A 20,113-nucleotide genomic window follows, 5' to 3' on the forward strand; every position below is an offset into this window, starting at 1 on the left:
TATCAATACGCCCGGGATGCCCAGAACGCCGTCAGGCGTTCCCAGGTCAGTTCCTGCGTTGAATGAAGTTGTAATCCCGCATGGTTCAGGCCAGGCCCAATCCCCACCGACAGCATTCCTGCGGCGTTAATCGCATCTACTCCTGCGGCGGCATCTTCGATACCAATGGCCTCTTCAGGACGCACGTTCAGTCCTTTACAGGCCGCAAGGAAGATTTCCGGGTCCGGCTTTGAGCGGCAAATGCGCGAAGCATCGGCGCAAAAATCGAAAGCCTGATGAATACCCAACGCGTGCAAAATCCCAGGAGCATTAAGCGATACGGATGCCAGGCCAATTTTGACCTTCGCGGCGCGAATATCCGCCAGCACGTCGCGAATACCCGGCAGCAGCGAATCCTGCGTCAGTGATGCCAGCGACTGGACGTAAAGCGCGTTTTTTTTCGTCGCCAGCGCCAGGCGCTGCTCGTCACTGAACATCCCCTCTTTCCCGCCATGTATCAGAATGCGCTGGAGGGAGTCCATACGGCTTATTCCCTTCAGCTGTTCGTTAAATACTTCGTCGAAGGTGATACCAATCTCCTCCGCCACGGCGCGCCAGGCCAGAAAGTGAAGATGCGCGGTATCGGTGATCACCCCGTCCAGATCGAATACAACAGCGTTAAGCGTCATGGCGCCCCTCCGTGGTAGCGGTCCCATTAACAGATGCAAGAAAGTCCTTACGCGCGCAGACCTTTCGCCCTGATACGTGCAGCGTTTTACCCCACAGCGTCAACGTGACAGGTGCGGTGGTTTCAATGGTTAACTGGTCATCTTCACAGGTAACGTGCATTGTTGCGTCCCGCCACCGCAGCGGGAAGGCGAGTTTCTGCCAGTGAACAGGCAGCTTCGGCGCAAGATGCAGCTCCCCTTCGCTAATGTGCAGGCCAGCAAATCCCTGAATGGCGCCCAACCAGATCGCACCGGTGGCGGCGGCATGAATACCGTCATCACTGCTGTGCGGGTCGTCCCCCAGATCGATGGCGATACCATCGCGCCAGAAGGTATACGCCCCCTCAGTGTCACCGCAGCGTGCGAGCACAATGCCGTGAATGGCTTTACTCAGGGATGAATCATGGATCGTGCGTGGCTCGTAGAACGCCAGATTGGCGGCACATTGCTGCGGCGTAAACCGTTCCGGCAGCAGGTAGTTAAGCATCACCACGTCGGCCTGCTTCAGGATCTGCATCTCGTTCACTTCCGCGCGAGAGTAATCAAGCAGAATGGTTTGCTTACCCGCTTTGGCTTTATAGCGGCTCAGATCGATGGCAGGTTTTGCCATGAAGGTATCATCCTGCGGGATCACACCCTCTGCGTCGGCCTCTGGCAGCCACAGGCGCGCCAGGAACGTCCCGGCATTCTCCGTAAAACGCGCATCTTCACGCCCAAACATCGTCATAAACTGACGCGCGCAGGCAACGTTGTGCCAGGCCAGATAGTTGGTGTAGGCGTTGTTGTTGACATGCTCGGTGTATTCATCCGGTCCGATTACGTCATGGATCTCAAGACGACCATTAATTTCCGTCGCGCGTCCCATCCAGAACGAAGCGGTTTCCATCAGCAGCGTCAGGCCCTCATTGCGCATAAAGGCATCGTCGTGTGTTGCCTGCCAGTAAGCGACAACGGCCCAGGCAATATCAGCCACGATGTGGTGTTCAGCGAGTGCGGAGGCGACCTTCTGGCGAACCCCGGTGCGGATGTTAATGGCCGCGAATTCTGGCGTCTCTTCCTGTCCGCTGGCGGCGCTTTCCCACGGGAACAACGCGCCCGGCCAACCGTTACGGCGTGCTTTTTCACGCGCGCCCGAAAGATTGAGCCAGCGATAGCGCAGCAGACTGCGGGCAATCTGTGGACGGGTAAACAGATGGAACGGCAGCAGGAAAATTTCGGTATCCCAGAAGACGTGTCCCTTATACCCCTCACCCGTCAGCCCTTTAGCCGCAATACTGCTTCGCTCATCATGAGCAGGCGTCATTGTCGTCAGATGCCAGACGGCGTAATCCAGCGCCAGCTGATCCTGCTGTTCTGCACAAGTCACTTCCACCCGAGCATCACGCCAGACCGCTTCCCAGGCGTACGCTGAGCTCTCAAGCAACGCATCGTATCCTCTTGCCGCGCAGACTTTGAGATCGGCCAGCGCGTTGCGGGCGAAAGACTCCTGCGAGAGCGATTTATCGCAGCGATGCGTCAGCCAGACGATTTTCTCAAGCGTGACAGTGTCACCTTGCGAGATAGTCAGAGAATGATGAACGCTGAGGCGACGATTTTTGGCGGTGAAACAGCTGTCGCTCTTAGCGGAGAGCTGACAAAACGCCGAAACAACAACTTCAGACGCCCGGTCCTGCGTTTCATACACACCCTGCATGTAGTGCTGGTCAAAGACCCTGACCGAGATTTCATCCAGATGCTGCCTGCCGCTGTTCGTTTGTGTCGCATCTATGCCGGTTTTCAGCACGGCCTGAGCGGCGCCATCAAGCGGTGTGATCGATAGCTGCATTGCCACTAAGGGCAACTGGTCCAGCGAAACAAAACGACGGCTTTCCAGGCGATAGCGTTTACCGTCCGGCGAACGCCAGACAACGTTACGATGCAGTTCGCCGTTAGCAAAGGCCAGCTCGCGTTGCCACTCAAGAATTTCGCCTGAAAGGAGCGTGAAATTGACGCCGTCCAGCTCAACTTCAATCCCGGTGACATCCGGCAGATTGATCAGCTCAGTGGTTTCATTGCGTCCCGCGCGATGATACAGCCCGGCGAGATACATGCCTCTGGTCTGCTGGGTGTAATCTTCTTCATGCGTGGCGCGAATGCCCATGTAGCCATTGCCGCAGGCCATAATGGACGCGTACTTATTCAGGCTATGCGGGCAAAAGCCCGGATCGGTTAATACAGACTGGTTCAGCATAACGTCACGCTTTCCCCTGTTTCCGCGGCTTCATATAACGCCGCGACTAATTGCTGGATCACCAGCCCCTGCTCCGCATCGGCAATCATGACCGGCTCGCCCAATACGTGGCGAACAAACGCGTCCATACTGCGCAGATGTCTCCGATCGTCAGCTTCTTCACGCTGGATCAGCGTCTGCAAAACACCCGCTTCGTCGTTATAAATGTGTGCCGGGAACAGCGTTGCACCCGCCTTCTCACCGCAGAAAGAGACGTTCATGATCGACTGCTCGCGGATATTAAGCGCAAAAGAGGTGTCCAGACGCAGAATGCCACCGTTGCAGAACTCAATCGTGCCAAACAGGGCATCTTCCACGGTAAACTGCGCAGGATCCCATTCGCCAAACTGGCCGGTGTGTTTCCGGTTCCCCAGTCTCCGGAAGCTGTGCGCGGTTACCCGCTTCACGGCCGGGAAGCCCAGCACATACATCGCGGCATCCAGCATATGAATGCCGATATCGATCAGCGGCCCGCCGCCCTGAAGCGATTTATTGGTGAACACGCCCCACCCCGGCACACCGCAGCGACGCAGCGCCTGCGCGGAGGTGAAGTAAATTTCACCGAGCGTTCCGTTCATAACCGCATCGCGCAGGAGCTGGGTATCCAGGGCAAAGCGATGGTGAAAATCGTACGCGAGGACTTTTCCAGCCTTGCGCGCCGCCAGACGCATCTCATCTGCCTGGTGCGGCGTCATCGCCGGCGGCTTTTCACACATCACATGACAGCCTGCTTCGAGAGCCGCCATCACATGTTCAAAATGGAACCGGTTAGGCGAACAGACGCTCACCACATCCGGTTTTACTTCCTGCAACATCTCGTGAGCGTCCTGCCATGCCGATGGAATAGCATAACGTTCCGCAAACGCCTGTGCCTGCTCAACGCGGCTGTCCATGACAGCCACCATTTGAACATCACTGCGCGTGGCGTAATACGAGGCATGCACTTTGTCTGCAACCTGCCCGGCGCCAATGATGGCGACGCGCAGAGGCAAAGGTGTAGAAGCACTCATCACGCTCGTCATCCTTAGCAATCACGCAAGTAAGTGAGAGAGTCCTTATAGGCCTGAGCCGGATCGTCGGCACGCACCCGGCACTCGTACACGACGTAACCCTGATAATTATCGGCACGCAGCTGATCGAACAGGCTGGCGAAATCGAGGCTGCCGCTGCCCGGCTGATAGCGGTGGTTATCAGCAATGTGCACATGACCCAGCAGGTCGCGGTTGTGATGCAGCGCTTCCGTCAGGGAGTCTTCTTCAATATTCATGTGGTAGAAATCACCGATGATCTGCACGTGCTTCAGGCCGTTCTCTTCGATATAACGACGCGCGTCGGCCAGGGTGTTGATCATATGATCCTGATAGCGGTTCAGCGGCTCCAGATAGACGGTAGTGCCGGTGCGCGCTGCCACCGCATCCAGCCAGCGTAGGGAAGCGCTAACCGCTTTGCGATCGCCGTCCAGGCTACGTGGCGAAGTCATTGGCGGCAGACGGAAGGTAAACATCCCCCAGGCAGCCGGAACGATAATCCCCTTGCCGCCCACTTCTGCCAGCGCTTCCAGAATGCGTTCAATCTGCTGCAAGCCGTTCAGGCGGCGTTCTTCGATGAAATCCCCGATCCAGCCATCGTATCCGCCACAGGCCGTCGTGACCGGCAGGCCGGTGGCTTTGATAGCCGCTTTTACTTCGTCGAGGTTTTCCACCAGCAGTCGGCCATCAATTTCGTAGCCATCGAATCCCATCGCTTTGATGTATTCGAATTTTTCCATGATAGCGGTCGGGAAAAAGGCCTGGTTTTGTGTTGCGATTTTCATGATTTGCTGTCCTTAGCTTAAAAAGTGACGCCCATTTTGATACTGAGTTCCGGGTGCTGATCGACATACTTCATATAGCTTTCCGGGCTGGTGGTGAAGGTGACGACCGGGTCGATCAGATCTTCGCAATTGAGATAACCGTTCATCAGCAATTCCCAGCAGGTCTCTTCAATACGCTTGCGGCTCCAGCGCGGATAATCCGGGTTGGGTTCACTGCATGCGCGGGAGAAGACAATTTTGGCGTTGTTGAAGTGTGCCTCGCGACCAAGGTTGAAGCCTGCCGCGAACGGCTTGGCGAAGGCCACGTAGGAGATCGTTCCGCCGTAGGCGAGACCGCGCAGCGCAGATTGCAGCGCATCAGCAAATCCGCTGGTCTCGATGATCACATCCGCGCCCTGCTTACCGGTCAGTTTCTTAATTTCCAGACCGACATCGGTACCGATTGGGTTCAGGCAGTGGTCTGCACCGTGACGGCGGGCGATCTCACAGCGATGTTCGATAGGATCGACACCAATAACCACTGACGCGCCGGCTTTTTTCGCCAGCTGAATCGCAATCTGGCCAATCGCGCCCAGCCCCACAACCACGACGAAATCCCCTACGCGGACGTTAGCATCACGCACGCCGCTCATGGCGAATTGCGCCGGATCGTAACAAACGGCGTTTTTCCAGGATGCGCCCTGCGGCATTTTGCGCAGCTTATAGTTGTTCACCGCGTTAACGATGACCGTTTCCTGCAACGGGCCGTAGCAGCAGACGCTGTCGCCGATGTGGTATTCCGTCACGTCCGCACCACATTCGATGATGTCGCCGACGATCATGTTCCCCAGCTGGAATTTACCAAATTCGATGCCGCGCGCTGCACCTTCTTCACGCGGGGTAAACATCTGCCACTCAGCGTTGAACTCTTCATCGATGAACGGGCTTGCCGCGCGGAAATCCACGACTTCAGTACCGTGTTTCGGGGCGCCATAACGGGCACGAATCTTCACCTCGTGTGCTGCAACAGGACGATCTTCGTATTCCACCAGCGCCGCTACACGAGGCGCTGTCGCAACTAATTTTTTCATGACTGACTCCTTGTTAAAATCGGCCGCCTCAGCCCTTCACGCCGCCGGCGGTCAAACCACTTTTAATGAAACGTTCAGACAGGGCATACATAATGACGACCGGAAGTGCCGTTACCAGCGATGCAGCCATCATGCGACCCCAGATGTAATCTGGCGTACTGAAGAGCGTGTTCAGCCCGACCGGCAACGTGAAGTTGCTGGCGCTGGACAGGAAAATGGAGGCGAACAGATAGTCATTCCACGCCACCATGAAGCAGTAGACAAAGACCGACACCAGACCCGAGATCGCCAGCGGCACGGTGATGCGGAAGATGATTTGCAGGCGGTTCAGGCCGTCCATCATCGCGGCTTCTTCGATTTCGTCCGGGATGGTGTCGAAATAGCTGCGCAGCATAAAGACCGCGGTAGGCAACGTCTGCGTCACCATGGTGATGATCAGCGCCAGTTCGGTGTCATAAATGCCGAGCGCGGTGATGATTTTGAACAGCGGCACCACCAGCAGGATCCCGGAGAACATATAGACGGTGTAGAAGCTCGCATTGATCGTAGTGCGCCCTTTAAAGCGCAGTTTGGATAACGCATACGCGCCCAGCGTGCCGAGAAACACCGCAATGACCGAGGAGGTCAGCGACACCACCATGCTGTTACGGAAGTAATCCACAAACGGGAAAATCAGCGGGTTAAAGATGTCGATGTAGTGCTGTAGCGTCCACTCCTGCGGCAGAATGGTCGGGTGCAGCGAGATCGCCTCTTTCGCGCTTTTGAACGACGTCATCAACATCACAAAAAACGGAAACAGCGTGATAATCAGAAATAGCGCCAGTCCCAGATAAAAACCGATACGGCCCAGAACGCGTTTATTTGTTGCCATTGAGGTTTACCCTTTTTCTGGTCAGCAGAATGACCGCGAAGATGATCACAAACAGCACAACGGAAATGGCGGCTGCTTTACCCAGGTCATTGAACGCAAAGGCGGTTTTGTAGAGATATACGCCCAGAATGTCGACCTTGGTGGTGAGCAGATAAACATCCGCAAACATGTAGAACATCCAGATGGTTCGCAGCGTGACCACCGTGGCCAGCACCGGCATGATGGCGGGCAACGTCACGATACGAAAACGCTGCCAGGCATTTGCTCCGTCCATCTCTGCCGCTTCGTACAATGATTTATCAATGGTCTGTAAAATCGCGAGGAACGAGATAAAGGCGTACGGGAAGTAACGCCAGATGGCGAACAGCACAACCAGCACAAAACTGCTGCCAGGATTATCGAACCACAGCGGCGCCTGATCGTAGAGATGCAGCAGATCAACGCCCAGATAGTTCACAATCCCGTAGCCGTTGTTGAACATGTATTTCCAGGCAAATACCAGTGAAATAGACGGCGTCACGTAGGACAGGATCACCAGTGAACGAGCCGTTTTCCGCATGCGGAATTCACGGTTAAAGAAGATCGCTACGGCCAGTCCCAGCCCGGTGCTGCCGAGCACGACCAGCGCCGTATACCAGAACGTCATCCACAGGGAGTGCCAGAACGCAGCATCGCCCAGAATGCGAATGTAGTTATCCAGGCCGACAAACACCGCATCAATACGCGGGTTCAGCGGTAAACGTAAAAAACTGATTTCAATGTTGGAAATCATTGGCCAGGCCACCAGGCCCCCCAGCAAAATCAGGCTGGGGGCCAACAGCAGCATGGCGAAAGGCATATCTGAACGACCAGAAAACAACGTCTTCATAATTCCCTTCGCAAAGCGCTCCTATCGTTGTGATATCAGGTCAGTCAGTTTCTTCTGGCTGTTGCTTAACGTCGCACTGAGATCTTTTTGTCCCACCGTCACGTTATGCACCATGGAACTGATAATGCCGGACCCGGTAACATCTCCCATGCGGGTAAAGTTTTTGTCGCCTACGGCGCCAAATACCTGGACGTTCGGGAACTGCGCAATCAGCTCGTAAGGCAGCTGACCAAAGGCTTTGATCACGTCGTTGTTTTTCCAGCTCTCAGTGCCCACCACGAGTTTGTTCACCGGCAGCGCCGCACCAGGGGACATCATCACCCAGTCAGACGCGTTTTGAGCCTGCTCCATCCAGGTCACAAACTTTTCTGCCGCCTGCGTTTCCTCTTCGGTCTGGCCGGTCGTGATCGTCAACGAGGTGATCATGCCGTACACGGCTGATGATTTTTCCGTCGGGACCACGAACCCCAGGTTGGCCGGATTGCCATCTTTGTAGACCGCGGGCAGGATATAGGTGGAGTAAACGGCCATAGGCGCAGAGCCGTTCATGAAGGCGTCTTTGATCTCCATGACATCATTGGAGCCCGGCATGGTGTTCGCGGCCATTGCCCGATAAAACGCCAGCGCTTTCGACATTTCAGGGGTATCGATTTTCACGTTGCCGTTTGCATCAAAGACGTTGGCTCCGCCTGACAACGCAAACTGCGAGAAGGCCTGCTCCGTCATGACGCTTTCTGCGGTTGGAAGCGCGATACCGTAATGTTTTTTCGCCGGTTCGTTGAGCGCCTGACTGGCTTTCAGCAGTTGCTCCCAGTTGTGCGGTTCTTCGATTCCCGCTGCCGCGAGCGCATCTTTGTGATACCAGACGCCGGACAGCCACGCGCTAACCGGCACCCCCGTCCATGCCTTGCCGTCTTCGGTGCGAACAACGCGTAAAATACCGTCGTAAAAGGTATCTTCACCGACGGCTTTAATCGCGTTGCCGATCGCGTCACGGTCCAGCAGTTGCTCTTTATCCATGACTTTGGCGTAGTCATGGCTGACTTCAATCACTTCCGGCAGCGCGCCGGTACGGGCCAACGTAATGACCTTGGTGTTATAGGCATCTTCCTCAACGGGGACCTGTTTCACCGTAATAGTCGGGTTTTCTTTCTCGAATTTTTCGATCAGTTTCGTAATAACTGCCTGACGCTCCTGTTCTACCGACGAGTGCATAAACTCAATGGTGACCTGAGATGCTTTATCGTCCTTACAGCCTGATAACAGGGCGCACGAAACCAGTGCTGATAACAGCACAATTTTGGGCATTTTCATTTTAGGGTCCTTTTTAGTTTTCTTTAATCCAAATTACCTGCCATGGATTGAGGGTCAGTTCCGTACCGCTAATATCTTGTCCTGAGAGTAATTCCCTACCAAAGAGCGTTTGTCCATAAACGGTCTGCATTTTATTGCTAAAATTAAATAATGCTGTCATTCGCTCGCCATTTTCAGCAACACGAACAATTTTAAGAATATGTTCACCGATTGCGTCAAAAATAGCCTGACTATCCGGATGGAACGCACGCTCGCCGCGACGAATAGCAATAAGCTCACTCAAACGAGAATAAATCTGATAACGTATACTCTTATTATTATTAAGCTCCCGATCAACCTGACCTGCGGTGTATTTCTTCCTGTTTATCGCGCGATTATATCCGAGACGTTCGACACCTTCATAATCGTTACGCGAACCAAGAATGCTTTGAATATATACAGCCGGTACGCCAGGAAAACTTAACAACACAGCATGCGCCAGGATGAACCGCGCAATGCGCTCATCATCTGAGCTGTCTCGCAAACTCAACGCATCAAGATAGGTGACATTAATTTCATAGGGGCTTCGCGTTCCGTCAGGATTATTTTTCCAGTTGACCAGCGCGCCTTCCTGCTGAAGCTTTTCGACCAGCGAGAGGATCTCTGATTCCGGAAGGATGCCGCGTAACGGGTTCAATCCGATACCATCATGTGAAGCCAGGAAATTAAACCAGGTGGTGTGAGCTGAAGGCAGCGCCAGCGAGCCCGCCCACCGACACAGGGCTTTAACATCCTGACGATGAACGGCGTGCAGCACCAGCGGCGGTAAGGAAAACTGATAGACCATCTGGGCTTCATTTTCACCATCACCGAAGTAAGAGATATTGTCTTTGTGGGGAACATTTGTCTCAGTGATGATCACCGTTCCAGGCGCCACGGCGTCCGTAATGGCGCGGAACAGCTGGATAAGGCAATGGGTTTGTTCCAGATGGATACAGGTGGTTCCCGGGATCTTCCACATAAACCCGACCGCATCCAGACGGATATAACGCGCCCCTTCCATAAGGTAATGGAGCAGAACGTCAACCATGGCAATCAGCACCTGCGGCGAGGCGAAATTGAGATCGATCTGGTCATCGCTGAATGTGGTCCACAGATGACGAACGCTGCCATCATTAAGCGTGAACGGCGTCAGCAGCGGTAATGCGCGGGGACGCGTCACCGCCGATAAATCGGTTTCGGGATCGACAGAAATAAAGAAATCTTCGTATCCCGGCTTCTGCGCCAGATAATTAGCAAACCATTCGCTTTTCGCTGACATATGGTTGCAAACGAAGTCAAACATTAAGCTGGCTGACTGTTTTAATTCCGCGACATCTCGCCAGGTTCCGGTTTCAGGTGCAACCTCGTGATAATCAATAACGGAAAATCCATCATCCGACGACCAGGGATAAAACGGTAACAGATGGACATGAGAAAATGTGCGAGAAAGCCATTCATTATAGAACCGGGTAAATACCGGCAACGCTTTCTCCCCTTTCGCGGAGAACTGATCGGCATAGGTAATCAGCACAACGTCTTTTTCATCCCAGCCTGACTTACGCTTTTCCGTAATATTAACCGCCGCCTTTTCAAGCTTAGTTAATAACACGTTAAGGTGTGCATCTGAAAATGATTCACCGTAAATATGATTGATAAGTTTTTTAATTTTTGCGTTCACATTATTTTCCATGGTAGCGGTCCCACGGATTGGCAATCTACTCCCATGAAAAATATCTGTCAACGGACCCGGGGGCAGAAAGCAGCAATCTCAGCGCAGCGCAACGCATTATTGTGAGCTGCCGCAAAGAAAGCAGAAAAGCAGAAGAAACGCAGAAGGGAAAGTCATGCCCCTTCTCTGGGCGAGAAAGGGCTTATGCGGGAGGAACTAGCGTGACAGGTAGCGCCGGGAAACGCGTTTTGCCAGCTTCTGTAACAGCGGCTCCAGAGCGACCGCCAGCATCATTCTGACCGGCTTGCGGGCAACAGACTTGATCGCCCAACCCGCCACACCGGCCGGGCCATAACGTAACGCCGTCATCAGAACCAGTTTACCTGCGATTTTCAGGCCGGGTTTTACCTTCTGACCGGCCTGTTGCCAGTTTTGTTTCATGTAAGTTCTCTCTTAAAGCTGACGAAAACGACTTCTCAGCGTAAAGGTATCGGAGGTGACATAACGTTCCATCTCGCGCAATCGCTTCTCCCCTGCGCTCAGTTGTTCATCCACCGCGTTCAGGAGATCGCTGCTGGTTGGCGTGTTCTCCGCATCCAGCTCACCTTCCGGCATAGGATCGAGTACAAACGACAGAATGATGTATGCCACCAGTGTAATAAAGGCCAGGCCGAAGAAAATCGACAATACCGTGACCACACGCACCAGTTTTACCGGAACATCCAGATAGTGCGCCAGCCCGGCGCAAACACCCCGAACCATGCCCTGCTGTGGGATCCGCCACAGTTTTTTATTCAGATTCAGTCCAGCCATTACCGTTCCCTCCAGTTCGGGTGTTCCGCGTCCAGGATCGCTTCCAGCGCCTGAATACGTTCGCGCATTTTATTTGCCTCGGCAGAGAGCTGCGCCAGCCGCTGTTGTTCACTCTGCGACAGCTCACCGCGTGAAGAGCGGTTGCTATAGTGCAGCCATAACCAGATGGGCAGAACAAACAGCACGAAAATGGTCAGGGGTATAGCCAGAAAAAGCGCGCTCATGTGTACTCCTTGTCTTACGATGCGGCACGCTCAGGTGCCGCAGGAATTATTATTGGTTGTCTTGTTTCATTTTGGCTTTCAACGCAGCCAGTTGCTCGCTAATTTCATCATCGGCTTTCAGGTCAGCAAACTGCTGATCGAGGGTTTTCTGTTTACCGATGCTGTGGCTTTCGGCTTCCGCTTCCATGTGGTCGATACGGCGTTCAAACGATTCGAAACGGGCCATCGCTTCATCCAGTTTCCCGCTGTCCAGCTGGCGACGCACGTCGCGGGACGAGCTTGCAGCCTGGTGGCGCAGCGCCAGCGCCTGTTGACGTGCACGGGTTTCGCTGAGTTTGTTTTCAAGCTCACCAATCTCTTTCTTCATACGCGTCAGAGTATCATCCACCAGCGTCACTTCGTGTTCCAGCGTGGCAACCATGTCGGTCAGCTTCTGCTTCTCAATCAGCGCAGCGCGGGCCAGATCTTCTTTATCTTTACGCAGCGCCAGTTCCGCTTTTTCCTGCCATTCGTTAAGCTGGGCAGTTGCCTGCTCGATACGACGCGTTAACTGCTTTTTCTCTGCCAGCGCGCGGGCGGAGGTGGAGCGTACTTCAACCAGCGTGTCTTCCATCTCCTGAATCATCAGGCGCACCAGCTTCTGCGGATCTTCCGCTTTCTCCAGCAGCGAGTTGATGTTGGCGTTCACGATGTCGGCAAAACGAGAAAAAATACCCATAATTCAATCCTCATAGTTCTGTTATCGGGCGATGCCCTGCTGAGTAGTTAATACAAATCCCATGCCAACTTTTTATCTTATTGATTTTACTGAGTGTGATTGATATTTATCCAGCCAGCGGCTATTCTCACCTGGTGAATATCACTAAGGAGTGGTTAATTTCATCATGGCTGAATATAAAGATAATTTGCTTGGCGAGGCCAACAGCTTCCTGGAAGTTCTTGAACAGGTATCGCGCCTCGCGCCGCTGAATAAACCGGTGCTGATTATCGGTGAGCGCGGAACGGGTAAAGAACTTATCGCTAACCGCCTGCACTTTCTGTCTGGCCGCTGGGACGGCCCTTTTATTTCCCTTAACTGCGCGGCGCTGAATGAAAACCTGCTCGACACCGAGCTGTTTGGTCATGAAGCTGGCGCCTTCACCGGCGCACAAAAACGCCATCCCGGACGCTTTGAGCGCGCCGATGGCGGAACGCTCTTTCTCGACGAGCTGGCGACCGCGCCGATGCTGGTGCAGGAAAAGCTGCTGCGCGTCATTGAGTACGGTGAACTGGAACGCGTTGGCGGCAGTCAGCCCCTCCAGGTCAACGTTCGCCTGGTATGCGCCACCAACGCCGACCTGCCCGCGATGGTGGCTGAGGACAAATTCCGCGCCGACCTGCTGGACAGGCTGGCTTTCGATGTTGTACAGCTGCCGCCGCTGCGGGAGCGGCGCAGCGATATCATGCTGCTGGCCGATCAATTTGCCATTCAGATGTGCCGGGAACTGGGTCTGCCTCTCTTTCCGGGCTTCAGCGAACGGGCCACCGGGACCCTGCTCGGTTACCACTGGCCGGGCAATATTCGTGAACTGAAAAACGTGGTGGAACGGTCCGTTTACCGGCATGGCAGCAGCGAGACCGAACTGGACAACATTATTCTCGATCCTTTTCGGCGTGAGGATAAACAGCCCCCGGCTCCGGCGACGCGCCAGCAGGCTCCGGCGTTGCCGCTCGATTTACGCCAGTTCCAGCATCAGCAGGAGCAACAGTTGCTTGAGCAGAGCCTGAAAGAGGCGAAATATAATCAGAAACGGGCAGCTGAACTGCTGGGCCTGACCTACCATCAGTTAAGGGCATTGCTCAAAAAACATCAAATGCGCTGACATTATCAGCACTTACCCCCAGACATTTTTACGAAGCAGGCGTAAGTGCGATACACTTTGCAGATCGAATCTAAAAACCTTAAAAACTATGCGCCTGGTTTTATCGTCCCTGTTTGCACTCGGTTTGTTCAGCAATCTGGCCTTTGCTGCGCCCGATCGCGCTGTGCCTCCTGATATCCGTGATAGTGGTTTCGTCTACTGCGTCAGCGGTCAAGTTGATATTTTTAATCCGCAAAAAGCGGGGAGCGGCCTGATTGTCGATACGCTGGCCGCACAGCTCTACGATCGCCTGCTCGACGTCGATCCTTATACCTATCGGCTGGTTCCGGAGCTTGCTGAAAGTTGGGAAGTGCTTGATAACGGCGCCACATACCGCTTTCGTCTACGCGATGATGTCGCATTTCAGCACACCCCGTGGTTTACCCCAACCCGTAAGCTCAACGCGGATGACGTGGTTTTCACCTTCCAGCGCATATTCAACCGCAATCATCCGTGGCATAACGTTAATGGCGGGAACTTCCCCTATTTCGACAGTCTGCAATTCGCGGACTCGGTCAAAAGCGTTCGCAAACTGGATAACCGTACGGTTGAGTTTCGTCTGAATCGCCCGGATGCCTCCTTCCTCTGGCATCTGGCGACGCACTACGCCTCGGTCATGTCAGCCGAATACGCGGATCAGCTGACGAAAAAGGATCGTCAGGAACGTCTCGATCGTGAGCCTGTAGGCACCGGTCCGTTCCAGTTAGCAGAGTACCGCGCCGGACAATACATTCGCCTGCAACGCCACGATCGTTTCTGGCGCGGCAAGCCGCTGATGCCGCAGGTTATTGTTGATCTGGGCTCAGGTGGGACAGGCCGACTCTCCAAACTGCTGACCGGCGAGTGCGACGTGCTTGCCTGGCCTGCGGCCAGCCAGTTGACCATTTTGCGCGACGACCCACGCCTGCGCCTGACCCTGCGCCCGGGCATGAACATCGCTTATCTGGCGTTTAACACCGATAAGCCGCCGCTGAATAATCCGGCCGTGCGCCATGCGCTGGCGTTAGCGATCAACAACCAGCGTCTGATGCAGTCGATTTACTACGGTACCGCGGAAACCGCCGCCTCTATTCTTCCGCGCGCCTCCTGGGCCTATGACGGCGAGGCGAAGATTACGGAATATAATCCGGCGAAAGCGCGCGAACAGCTTAAAGCGCTGGGGGCAGAAAACCTGACGCTACAGCTGTGGGTGCCCACCAGCTCTCAGGCGTGGAACCCCAGCCCGCTGAAAACGGCTGAGCTGTTGCAGGCTGATATGGCGCAGGTGGGCGTTAAGGTGATCATCGTGCCTGTCGAAGGCCGTTTCCAGGAGGCGCGTCTGATGGACATGAATCACGACTTAACGCTGGCTGGCTGGTCTACCGACAGTAACGACCCGGACAGCTTTTTCCGTCCGCTGCTGAGCTGTGCGGCAATCAACTCCCAGACCAACTACGCCCACTGGTGTAACCGGGAATTTGATGCCGTGCTGCAAAAAGCGCTGGCGTCTCAACAGCTTGCCTCACGCATTGAGGCCTACGATGAAGCGCAAAATATTCTGGCCAGAGAACTTCCCGTGTTGCCACTTGCCTCTTCCCTGCGCCTCCAGGCCTACCGTTACGATATTAAAGGGCTGGTACTCAGCCCGTTTGGTAACGCCTCCTTCGCGGGCGTGACCCGTGAGAAAGAACAAGAGGTGAAGAAACCATGATTATATTTACCTTGCGTCGGCTGCTGTTACTGCTGGTCACCCTGTTCTTCCTGACTTTTGTCGGCTTTAGCCTGAGCTACTTTACGCCACACGCCCCGCTTCAGGGCTCATCTCTCTGGGATGCCTGGCTGTTCTGGTTTAATGGCCTGCTGCACTGGGATTTTGGCGTGTCCAGCATCAACGGACAGCTCATCTCCGAACAGCTGAAAGTGGTTTTCCCGGCCACCATGGAGCTGTGTATACTCGCCTTTGGCTTTGCCCTCATGGTGGGGATCCCGGTGGGAATGCTGGCGGGAATTTATCGTAATAAATGGCAGGATAAATTTATCAGCGCGCTTGCCTTAATTGGCTTTTCCATCCCTGTTTTCTGGCTGGCGCTACTGCTTACCCTCTTCTTTTCACTGACGTTAGGCTGGCTGCCGGTATCTGGCCGTTTTGACTTGCTGTATAACGTGCAAACGGTGAGCGGCTTCGCCATCGTTGACGCCTGGCTTTCTGATTCAGTCTGGCGCGACGAAATGATCGTGAGCGCGCTGCGCCACATGGTGCTGCCGGTGCTTACGCTGGCCGTCGCGCCGACGACCGAAGTGATTCGCCTGATGCGCATCAGCACTATCGAAGTCTTCGATCAAAACTATGTGAAAGCCGCCGCCACGCGCGGACTGTCTCGCCTGACGATTCTACGTCGCCATGTGCTGCACAATGCGTTGCCCCCCGTAATCCCACGTCTTGGGCTGCAATTCTCAACCATGCTGACGCTGGCGATGATCACCGAGATGGTTTTCAGCTGGCCGGGCCTTGGGCGCTGGATGATCAACGCCATTCGCCAGCAGGATTACGCGGCGATCTCCGCCGGCGTGATGGTGATTGGCTCTCTGGTCATTATTGTTAACGTTATTTCCGATATTTTGGGTGCCATGGCCAACCCATTGAAGCATAAGGAATGGTATGCCTTACGATAACGTCTACAGCGAAAAGCGCACGCCCGGTGCGCTACGCACCGTGTGGCGTAATTTTTACGGCGACACCACGGCGATGATCGGCTTTTACGGCTGCATTGGCCTCGTGTTGCTGTGCGTTTTAGGTTCGTGGTTTGCACCGTATGGCATCGATCAGCAGTTCCTTGGCTATCAGCTGTTACCGCCGTCGTGGTCGCGCTACGGGGAGGTTTCGTTCTTCCTGGGGACTGACGATCTCGGACGCGACGTGCTAAGTCGTTTACTTAGCGGCGCCGCACCTACGGTAGGCGGCGCGTTCGTGGTCACCCTGGCTGCCGCGATCTGCGGCCTGGCGCTGGGCATTTTTGCCGGCTCAACCCACGGATTGCGGTCGGCCGTGCTTAACCATATTCTTGATACCCTGCTCTCTATTCCTTCGCTGCTGCTGGCGATTATCGTCGTGGCCTTCGCGGGGCCGCACCTCACACATGCGATGTTCGCCGTCTGGCTGGCCATTCTGCCGCGCATGGTGCGCTCGGTTTACAGCCTGGTTCACGACGAGCTGGAGAAAGAGTATGTCGTCGCCGCCCGTCTGGATGGCGCCACCACGTTTAATATTTTGTGGTTTGCCGTGCTGCCTAACATTGCCGCTGGGCTGGTGACCGAGATCACCCGCGCCCTGTCGATGGCGATTCTGGATATTGCAGCGCTGGGCTTCCTGGACCTGGGCGCGCAGCTCCCCTCTCCGGAATGGGGCGCTATGCTCGGCGATGCGCTGGAGCTGATTTACGTTGCGCCGTGGACGGTCATGCTGCCGGGCGCGGCCATCATGGTGAGCGTGCTGCTCGTTAACCTGCTGGGCGACGGGATCCGCCGCGCAATCAATGCGGGGGTGCAATAATGCCGTTACTCGATATCCGCAACCTCACGATCGAAATTAAAACGGGCGAAGGCTGGGTCAAGGCCGTGGATCGCATCAGTATTACGCTCGCAGAGGGCGAAATCCGCGGGCTGGTGGGCGAATCGGGTTCAGGGAAAAGTCTGATCGCCAAGGCCATTTGCGGCGTGTCAAAGGACAACTGGCGGGTGACCGCCGACCGTATGCGTTTCGACGACATCGATCTGTTGCGTCTCTCCCCGCGCGAACGCCGTAAACTGGTGGGCCATAACGTCTCGATGATTTTCCAGGAGCCGCAATCCTGTCTCGACCCGTCCGAGCGCGTCGGTAAACAGCTGATGCAGAACATCCCCGGCTGGACCTATAAAGGCCGCTGGTGGCAACGTCTCGGCTGGCGTAAACGCCGTGCCATTGAGCTGTTGCACCGTGTCGGGATCAAAGACCATAAAGACGCGATGCGCAGTTTCCCCTACGAACTGACCGACGGTGAATGCCAGAAAGTGATGATTGCCATCGCCCTGGCGAATCAGCCGCGTCTGCTGATTGCGGACGAACCAACGAACGCGATGGAGCCAACCACCCAGGCCCAGATTTTCCGCCTGCTCACGCGTCTGAACCAGAATAATAACACCACCATTTTGCTGATCAGCCACGACCTGCAAATGCTGAGCAAGTGGGCGGATAAAATTGATGTAATGTATTGCGGCCAGACGGTAGAAACCGCGCCAAGTGAAGACCTGGTGACGACGCCACATCATCCCTATACGCAGGCGCTGATCAGGGCGATACCGGACTTTGGCAGCGCGATGCCGCACAAAAGCCGTCTGAATACGCTGCCTGGCGCGATACCGCTGCTGGAATCGCTGCCCATTGGCTGCCGTCTGGGACCGCGTTGCCCGTATGCTCAGCGTAAATGCATTGAAACACCGCGCCTGACAGGGCCGAAAAACCATCTGTTTGCCTGTCATTTCCCGCTGAACATGGAGAGAGAGTGAAATGGTCGAAACCTTACTGGAAGTACGTAACCTGAGTAAGACCTTTCGCTATCGTACCGGCCTGTTTCACCGTCAGACCGTCGAGGCGGTAAAACCGCTGAGCTTTACGCTGCGCGAAAAGCAGACGCTGGCGATTATCGGTGAAAACGGCTCGGGCAAATCGACCCTGGCAAAAATGCTCGCGGGCATGGTCGAGCCAAGCGGCGGTGAAATACTGATTGACGATCATCCTCTGGAATTTGGGGACTACTCTTTTCGCAGTCAGCGCATCCGGATGATTTTTCAGGATCCGTCGACGTCCCTGAACCCGCGCCAGCGTATTTCCCAGATCCTGGATTTCCCGCTGCGGTTGAATACCGACCTGGAGCCGGAAGCGCGTCGCAAACGGATTGTCGAAACCCTGCGTCTGGTAGGCCTCCTGCCCGACCATGTCAGCTATTACCCACACATGCTGGCCCCGGGCCAAAAACAGCGTCTCGGTCTGGCCCGCGCGCTGATCCTGCGCCCGAAGGTCATCATCGCCGACGAAGCGCTGGCGTCGCTGGATATGTCGATGCGTTCGCAGCTCATTAACCTGATGCTGGAGTTACAGGAAAAGCAGGGGATCTCGTATATCTACGTGACTCAGCACCTGGGCATGATGAAGCACATCAGCGATCAGGTGCTGGTAATGCACCAGGGAGAAGTTGTTGAGCGCGGCAGTACCGCTGACGTGCTGGCCTCCCCGCTCCACGATCTGACAAAACGCCTGATTGCCGGCCACTTTGGTGAAGCGTTGACGGCGGACGCGTGGCGTAAAGATCGTTAGCCGCTGCGTAACCCGCTTGCCAGCAGAGTAAACACCTCTATGGCATGCGGGAGGGTCTTCTGCGGTTCATCACTCGCGGCAATCAGCAGAGCCGCATTCAGAGCAGCGCCATTCAGCAGATGGGCTGCGACTCTGGCATCCATCTTTTTGATTACGTTGCACTCCATCATTTTTTCGATGGTCTGACGGGTCGACTCAAGGCAGCTGTTCTGGCTGGGCCATTGCGCCGGGTCGCCCAGAACAGCCGGGCCGTCAAGGAGGACGATACGCTGAACTTCCGGAACGAGCGCCATTTTGATATAGGCGATGCCCTCCGCCAGCAGTCGCTCCCAGTCATCTTCGGCGGCGGCGGCAATCGCTTTTGCGTTTGCTGCCATTTCGCTGTCTATCTGCGCGACCACCGCCGCCAGTAGTCCCTTCTTGTCGTTGAAATTATGATATAGCGCGCCGCGTGTTAACCCCACGCTTGCCGTGAGTTCATCCATTGACGCTGCGGCATAGCCTTTTTCAGCAAATGCCTTTCGCGCCGCCTGAATCATTTTCTCGCGATTTTCCTGGGCCGTTTCAGCGCGACGTTTTGTAGCCATGGGACTTCCTTAATTAAGCGATAACTATAATTTGACATACGCGATGTATGTGAATTACATTTTTCACATACATCGCGTATGTTACTTCTACCGCGTAAGCACAACAATACCCCTGACAGAAAAGGAAAAGCCATGCATCCACGTGATCCCGTTTTCCCGGCTAATCGCCATGCCCTCTATGAAGAGCATGGCTATTCAGCTGCAATCCGCTCTGGCGATCTGTTATTTGTTTCCGGTCAGGTTGGCAGCCGCAGCGATGGCACACCTGAACCCGACTTCCCCGCTCAGGTGCAGCTGGCGTTCGATAATTTACGGGCGACCCTGGCGGCCGCGGGTTGTACTTTTGACGATCTGATTGATGTCACGACGTTTCATACCGATCCTGAAAACCAGTTCCCCGTTATCATGGAGGCGAAAAAACTGGCATTTCCCCACGCTCCTTACCCAAACTGGACAGCAATAGGCGTTAACTGGCTTGCGGGTTTTGATTTCGAAATTAAGGTTATCGCCAGAATCCCCTCGTCAGCGAATTAAGATCCGGCTGTATAAGCGTGAAGCTCCGGGCAGTCTCTGGTTGGATGAGGCGAACCCTGCGTGCGGTGATATACTGCTGGGATACACACGAAACAGCCTGATGCAGAGTCAGTTCAACCTCTT

21 protein-coding genes are annotated in these 20,113 nt (G+C 54.9%); 7 read left to right on the forward strand and 14 right to left on the reverse strand.

Annotation, left to right across the window (positions count from 1 at the left end; translation table 11 throughout):
• Window positions 1–2: 2 nt before the first annotated feature.
• From pgmB to pspA, 13 genes are all read right to left on the reverse strand, one after another.
• Window positions 3–668, reverse strand: coding sequence for a beta-phosphoglucomutase (gene pgmB, locus RS584_RS11310; RefSeq protein WP_026080595.1), 666 nt, complete (start codon window positions 666–668; stop codon window positions 3–5).
• Window positions 658–2,937, reverse strand: a complete 2,280-nt coding sequence (locus RS584_RS11315; RefSeq protein ID WP_315749858.1) for a glycoside hydrolase family 65 protein — start codon at window positions 2,935–2,937, stop codon at window positions 658–660. Before RS584_RS11315 ends, pgmB begins: the two co-directional genes overlap by 11 nt.
• On the reverse strand, window positions 2,931–3,989 hold the full coding sequence (locus tag RS584_RS11320) for a Gfo/Idh/MocA family oxidoreductase (protein WP_315749860.1): 1,059 nt from the start codon (window positions 3,987–3,989) through the stop codon (window positions 2,931–2,933). Before RS584_RS11320 ends, RS584_RS11315 begins: the two co-directional genes overlap by 7 nt.
• 11 nt (window positions 3,990–4,000) lie before the next feature.
• Window positions 4,001–4,789, reverse strand: coding sequence for a sugar phosphate isomerase/epimerase family protein (locus tag RS584_RS11325; RefSeq protein ID WP_315749862.1), 789 nt, complete (start codon window positions 4,787–4,789; stop codon window positions 4,001–4,003).
• A gap of 17 nt (window positions 4,790–4,806) precedes the next feature.
• Complete coding sequence (locus RS584_RS11330; protein WP_315749864.1) at window positions 4,807–5,859, reverse strand: zinc-dependent alcohol dehydrogenase; 1,053 nt, start codon at window positions 5,857–5,859, stop codon at window positions 4,807–4,809.
• A gap of 28 nt (window positions 5,860–5,887) precedes the next feature.
• The gene (locus tag RS584_RS11335; RefSeq protein WP_015570402.1) at window positions 5,888–6,730 is read right to left on the reverse strand and encodes a carbohydrate ABC transporter permease; all 843 of its coding nucleotides are present in this window, start codon (window positions 6,728–6,730) and stop codon (window positions 5,888–5,890) included.
• Window positions 6,717–7,598: a carbohydrate ABC transporter permease gene (locus RS584_RS11340; RefSeq protein ID WP_003856862.1), complete on the reverse strand. Its 882-nt coding sequence runs from the start codon at window positions 7,596–7,598 to the stop codon at window positions 6,717–6,719. Before RS584_RS11340 ends, RS584_RS11335 begins: the two co-directional genes overlap by 14 nt.
• Window positions 7,599–7,619: 21 nt before the next feature.
• Complete coding sequence (locus RS584_RS11345) at window positions 7,620–8,912, reverse strand: ABC transporter substrate-binding protein (protein ID WP_094089563.1); 1,293 nt, start codon at window positions 8,910–8,912, stop codon at window positions 7,620–7,622.
• A gap of 13 nt (window positions 8,913–8,925) precedes the next feature.
• Entirely contained in the window at window positions 8,926–10,623 is a 1,698-nt protein-coding gene (locus RS584_RS11350; protein WP_315749869.1) for a sugar phosphorylase, read from the reverse strand.
• Window positions 10,624–10,818: 195 nt separating this feature from the next.
• On the reverse strand, window positions 10,819–11,043 hold the full coding sequence (pspD, locus tag RS584_RS11355; RefSeq protein WP_003856857.1) for a phage shock protein PspD: 225 nt from the start codon (window positions 11,041–11,043) through the stop codon (window positions 10,819–10,821).
• Window positions 11,044–11,055: 12 nt separating this feature from the next.
• Window positions 11,056–11,415 carry an envelope stress response membrane protein PspC gene (pspC, locus tag RS584_RS11360; protein WP_006810819.1) on the reverse strand — a complete coding sequence of 120 codons (360 nt, stop codon included), beginning with the start codon at window positions 11,413–11,415 and terminating at the stop codon, window positions 11,056–11,058.
• Window positions 11,415–11,639 carry an envelope stress response membrane protein PspB gene (pspB, locus tag RS584_RS11365; protein ID WP_003856853.1) on the reverse strand — a complete coding sequence of 75 codons (225 nt, stop codon included), beginning with the start codon at window positions 11,637–11,639 and terminating at the stop codon, window positions 11,415–11,417. The genes pspC and pspB overlap by 1 nt, the downstream gene beginning before the upstream one ends.
• 49 nt (window positions 11,640–11,688) lie before the next feature.
• Window positions 11,689–12,357: a phage shock protein PspA gene (pspA, locus tag RS584_RS11370; protein ID WP_022651342.1), complete on the reverse strand. Its 669-nt coding sequence runs from the start codon at window positions 12,355–12,357 to the stop codon at window positions 11,689–11,691.
• Between the two features lie 151 nt (window positions 12,358–12,508).
• Between pspA and pspF the strand changes: the two genes are divergently transcribed.
• The 6 genes from pspF (at window position 12,509) to sapF (ending at window position 18,869) form a co-directional block, all read left to right on the forward strand.
• On the forward strand, window positions 12,509–13,501 hold the full coding sequence (pspF, locus tag RS584_RS11375) for a phage shock protein operon transcriptional activator (protein WP_161799647.1): 993 nt from the start codon (window positions 12,509–12,511) through the stop codon (window positions 13,499–13,501).
• A gap of 88 nt (window positions 13,502–13,589) precedes the next feature.
• Window positions 13,590–15,230 carry an ABC transporter substrate-binding protein SapA gene (gene sapA, locus RS584_RS11380; RefSeq protein WP_017383082.1) on the forward strand — a complete coding sequence of 547 codons (1,641 nt, stop codon included), beginning with the start codon at window positions 13,590–13,592 and terminating at the stop codon, window positions 15,228–15,230.
• Window positions 15,227–16,192, forward strand: coding sequence for a putrescine export ABC transporter permease SapB (gene sapB, locus RS584_RS11385; RefSeq protein ID WP_033486861.1), 966 nt, complete (start codon window positions 15,227–15,229; stop codon window positions 16,190–16,192). Before sapA ends, sapB begins: the two co-directional genes overlap by 4 nt.
• A complete protein-coding gene (sapC, locus tag RS584_RS11390; RefSeq protein ID WP_003856843.1) occupies window positions 16,179–17,069 on the forward strand; it encodes a putrescine export ABC transporter permease SapC in 891 nt (296 codons plus the stop codon). Before sapB ends, sapC begins: the two co-directional genes overlap by 14 nt.
• Window positions 17,069–18,061 carry a putrescine export ABC transporter ATP-binding protein SapD gene (sapD, locus tag RS584_RS11395; protein ID WP_193042494.1) on the forward strand — a complete coding sequence of 331 codons (993 nt, stop codon included), beginning with the start codon at window positions 17,069–17,071 and terminating at the stop codon, window positions 18,059–18,061. The genes sapC and sapD overlap by 1 nt, the downstream gene beginning before the upstream one ends.
• Window position 18,062: 1 nt before the next feature.
• Complete coding sequence (sapF, locus tag RS584_RS11400) at window positions 18,063–18,869, forward strand: putrescine export ABC transporter ATP-binding protein SapF (protein ID WP_003856838.1); 807 nt, start codon at window positions 18,063–18,065, stop codon at window positions 18,867–18,869.
• Here sapF and RS584_RS11405 read toward each other — a convergent pair.
• Window positions 18,866–19,456: a TetR/AcrR family transcriptional regulator gene (locus RS584_RS11405; RefSeq protein ID WP_015570397.1), complete on the reverse strand. Its 591-nt coding sequence runs from the start codon at window positions 19,454–19,456 to the stop codon at window positions 18,866–18,868. The two genes, sapF and RS584_RS11405, sit on opposite strands and share 4 nt — an antisense overlap.
• Before the next feature lie 132 nt (window positions 19,457–19,588).
• Between RS584_RS11405 and RS584_RS11410 the strand changes: the two genes are divergently transcribed.
• Entirely contained in the window at window positions 19,589–19,990 is a 402-nt protein-coding gene (locus RS584_RS11410) for a RidA family protein (protein WP_062938837.1), read from the forward strand.
• Window positions 19,991–20,113 lie beyond the last annotated feature (123 nt).

Origin of the sequence: Enterobacter sp. DTU_2021_1002640_1_SI_PRY_ASU_LCPMC_013, assembly GCF_032389435.1 — a bacterium.
Classification (GTDB): domain Bacteria; phylum Pseudomonadota; class Gammaproteobacteria; order Enterobacterales; family Enterobacteriaceae; genus Enterobacter; species Enterobacter hormaechei_C.

Coding starts and splice junctions, on each gene's coding strand:
- pgmB (WP_026080595.1), bottom strand. CDS start 668: ATGACGCTTAACGCTGTTGTATTCGATCTGGACGGGGTGATCACCGAT.
- RS584_RS11315 (WP_315749858.1), bottom strand. CDS start 2,937: ATGCTGAACCAGTCTGTATTAACCGATCCGGGCTTTTGCCCGCATAGC.
- RS584_RS11325 (WP_315749862.1), bottom strand. CDS start 4,789: ATGAAAATCGCAACACAAAACCAGGCCTTTTTCCCGACCGCTATCATG.
- RS584_RS11330 (WP_315749864.1), bottom strand. CDS start 5,859: ATGAAAAAATTAGTTGCGACAGCGCCTCGTGTAGCGGCGCTGGTGGAA.
- RS584_RS11335 (WP_015570402.1), bottom strand. CDS start 6,730: ATGGCAACAAATAAACGCGTTCTGGGCCGTATCGGTTTTTATCTGGGA.
- RS584_RS11340 (WP_003856862.1), bottom strand. CDS start 7,598: ATGAAGACGTTGTTTTCTGGTCGTTCAGATATGCCTTTCGCCATGCTG.
- RS584_RS11345 (WP_094089563.1), bottom strand. CDS start 8,912: ATGAAAATGCCCAAAATTGTGCTGTTATCAGCACTGGTTTCGTGCGCC.
- RS584_RS11350 (WP_315749869.1), bottom strand. CDS start 10,623: ATGGAAAATAATGTGAACGCAAAAATTAAAAAACTTATCAATCATATT.
- pspD (WP_003856857.1), bottom strand. CDS start 11,043: ATGAAACAAAACTGGCAACAGGCCGGTCAGAAGGTAAAACCCGGCCTG.
- pspC (WP_006810819.1), bottom strand. CDS start 11,415: ATGGCTGGACTGAATCTGAATAAAAAACTGTGGCGGATCCCACAGCAG.
- pspB (WP_003856853.1), bottom strand. CDS start 11,639: ATGAGCGCGCTTTTTCTGGCTATACCCCTGACCATTTTCGTGCTGTTT.
- pspA (WP_022651342.1), bottom strand. CDS start 12,357: ATGGGTATTTTTTCTCGTTTTGCCGACATCGTGAACGCCAACATCAAC.
- sapA (WP_017383082.1), top strand. CDS start 13,590: ATGCGCCTGGTTTTATCGTCCCTGTTTGCACTCGGTTTGTTCAGCAAT.
- sapB (WP_033486861.1), top strand. CDS start 15,227: ATGATTATATTTACCTTGCGTCGGCTGCTGTTACTGCTGGTCACCCTG.
- sapC (WP_003856843.1), top strand. CDS start 16,179: ATGCCTTACGATAACGTCTACAGCGAAAAGCGCACGCCCGGTGCGCTA.
- sapD (WP_193042494.1), top strand. CDS start 17,069: ATGCCGTTACTCGATATCCGCAACCTCACGATCGAAATTAAAACGGGC.
- sapF (WP_003856838.1), top strand. CDS start 18,063: ATGGTCGAAACCTTACTGGAAGTACGTAACCTGAGTAAGACCTTTCGC.
- RS584_RS11405 (WP_015570397.1), bottom strand. CDS start 19,456: ATGGCTACAAAACGTCGCGCTGAAACGGCCCAGGAAAATCGCGAGAAA.
- RS584_RS11410 (WP_062938837.1), top strand. CDS start 19,589: ATGCATCCACGTGATCCCGTTTTCCCGGCTAATCGCCATGCCCTCTAT.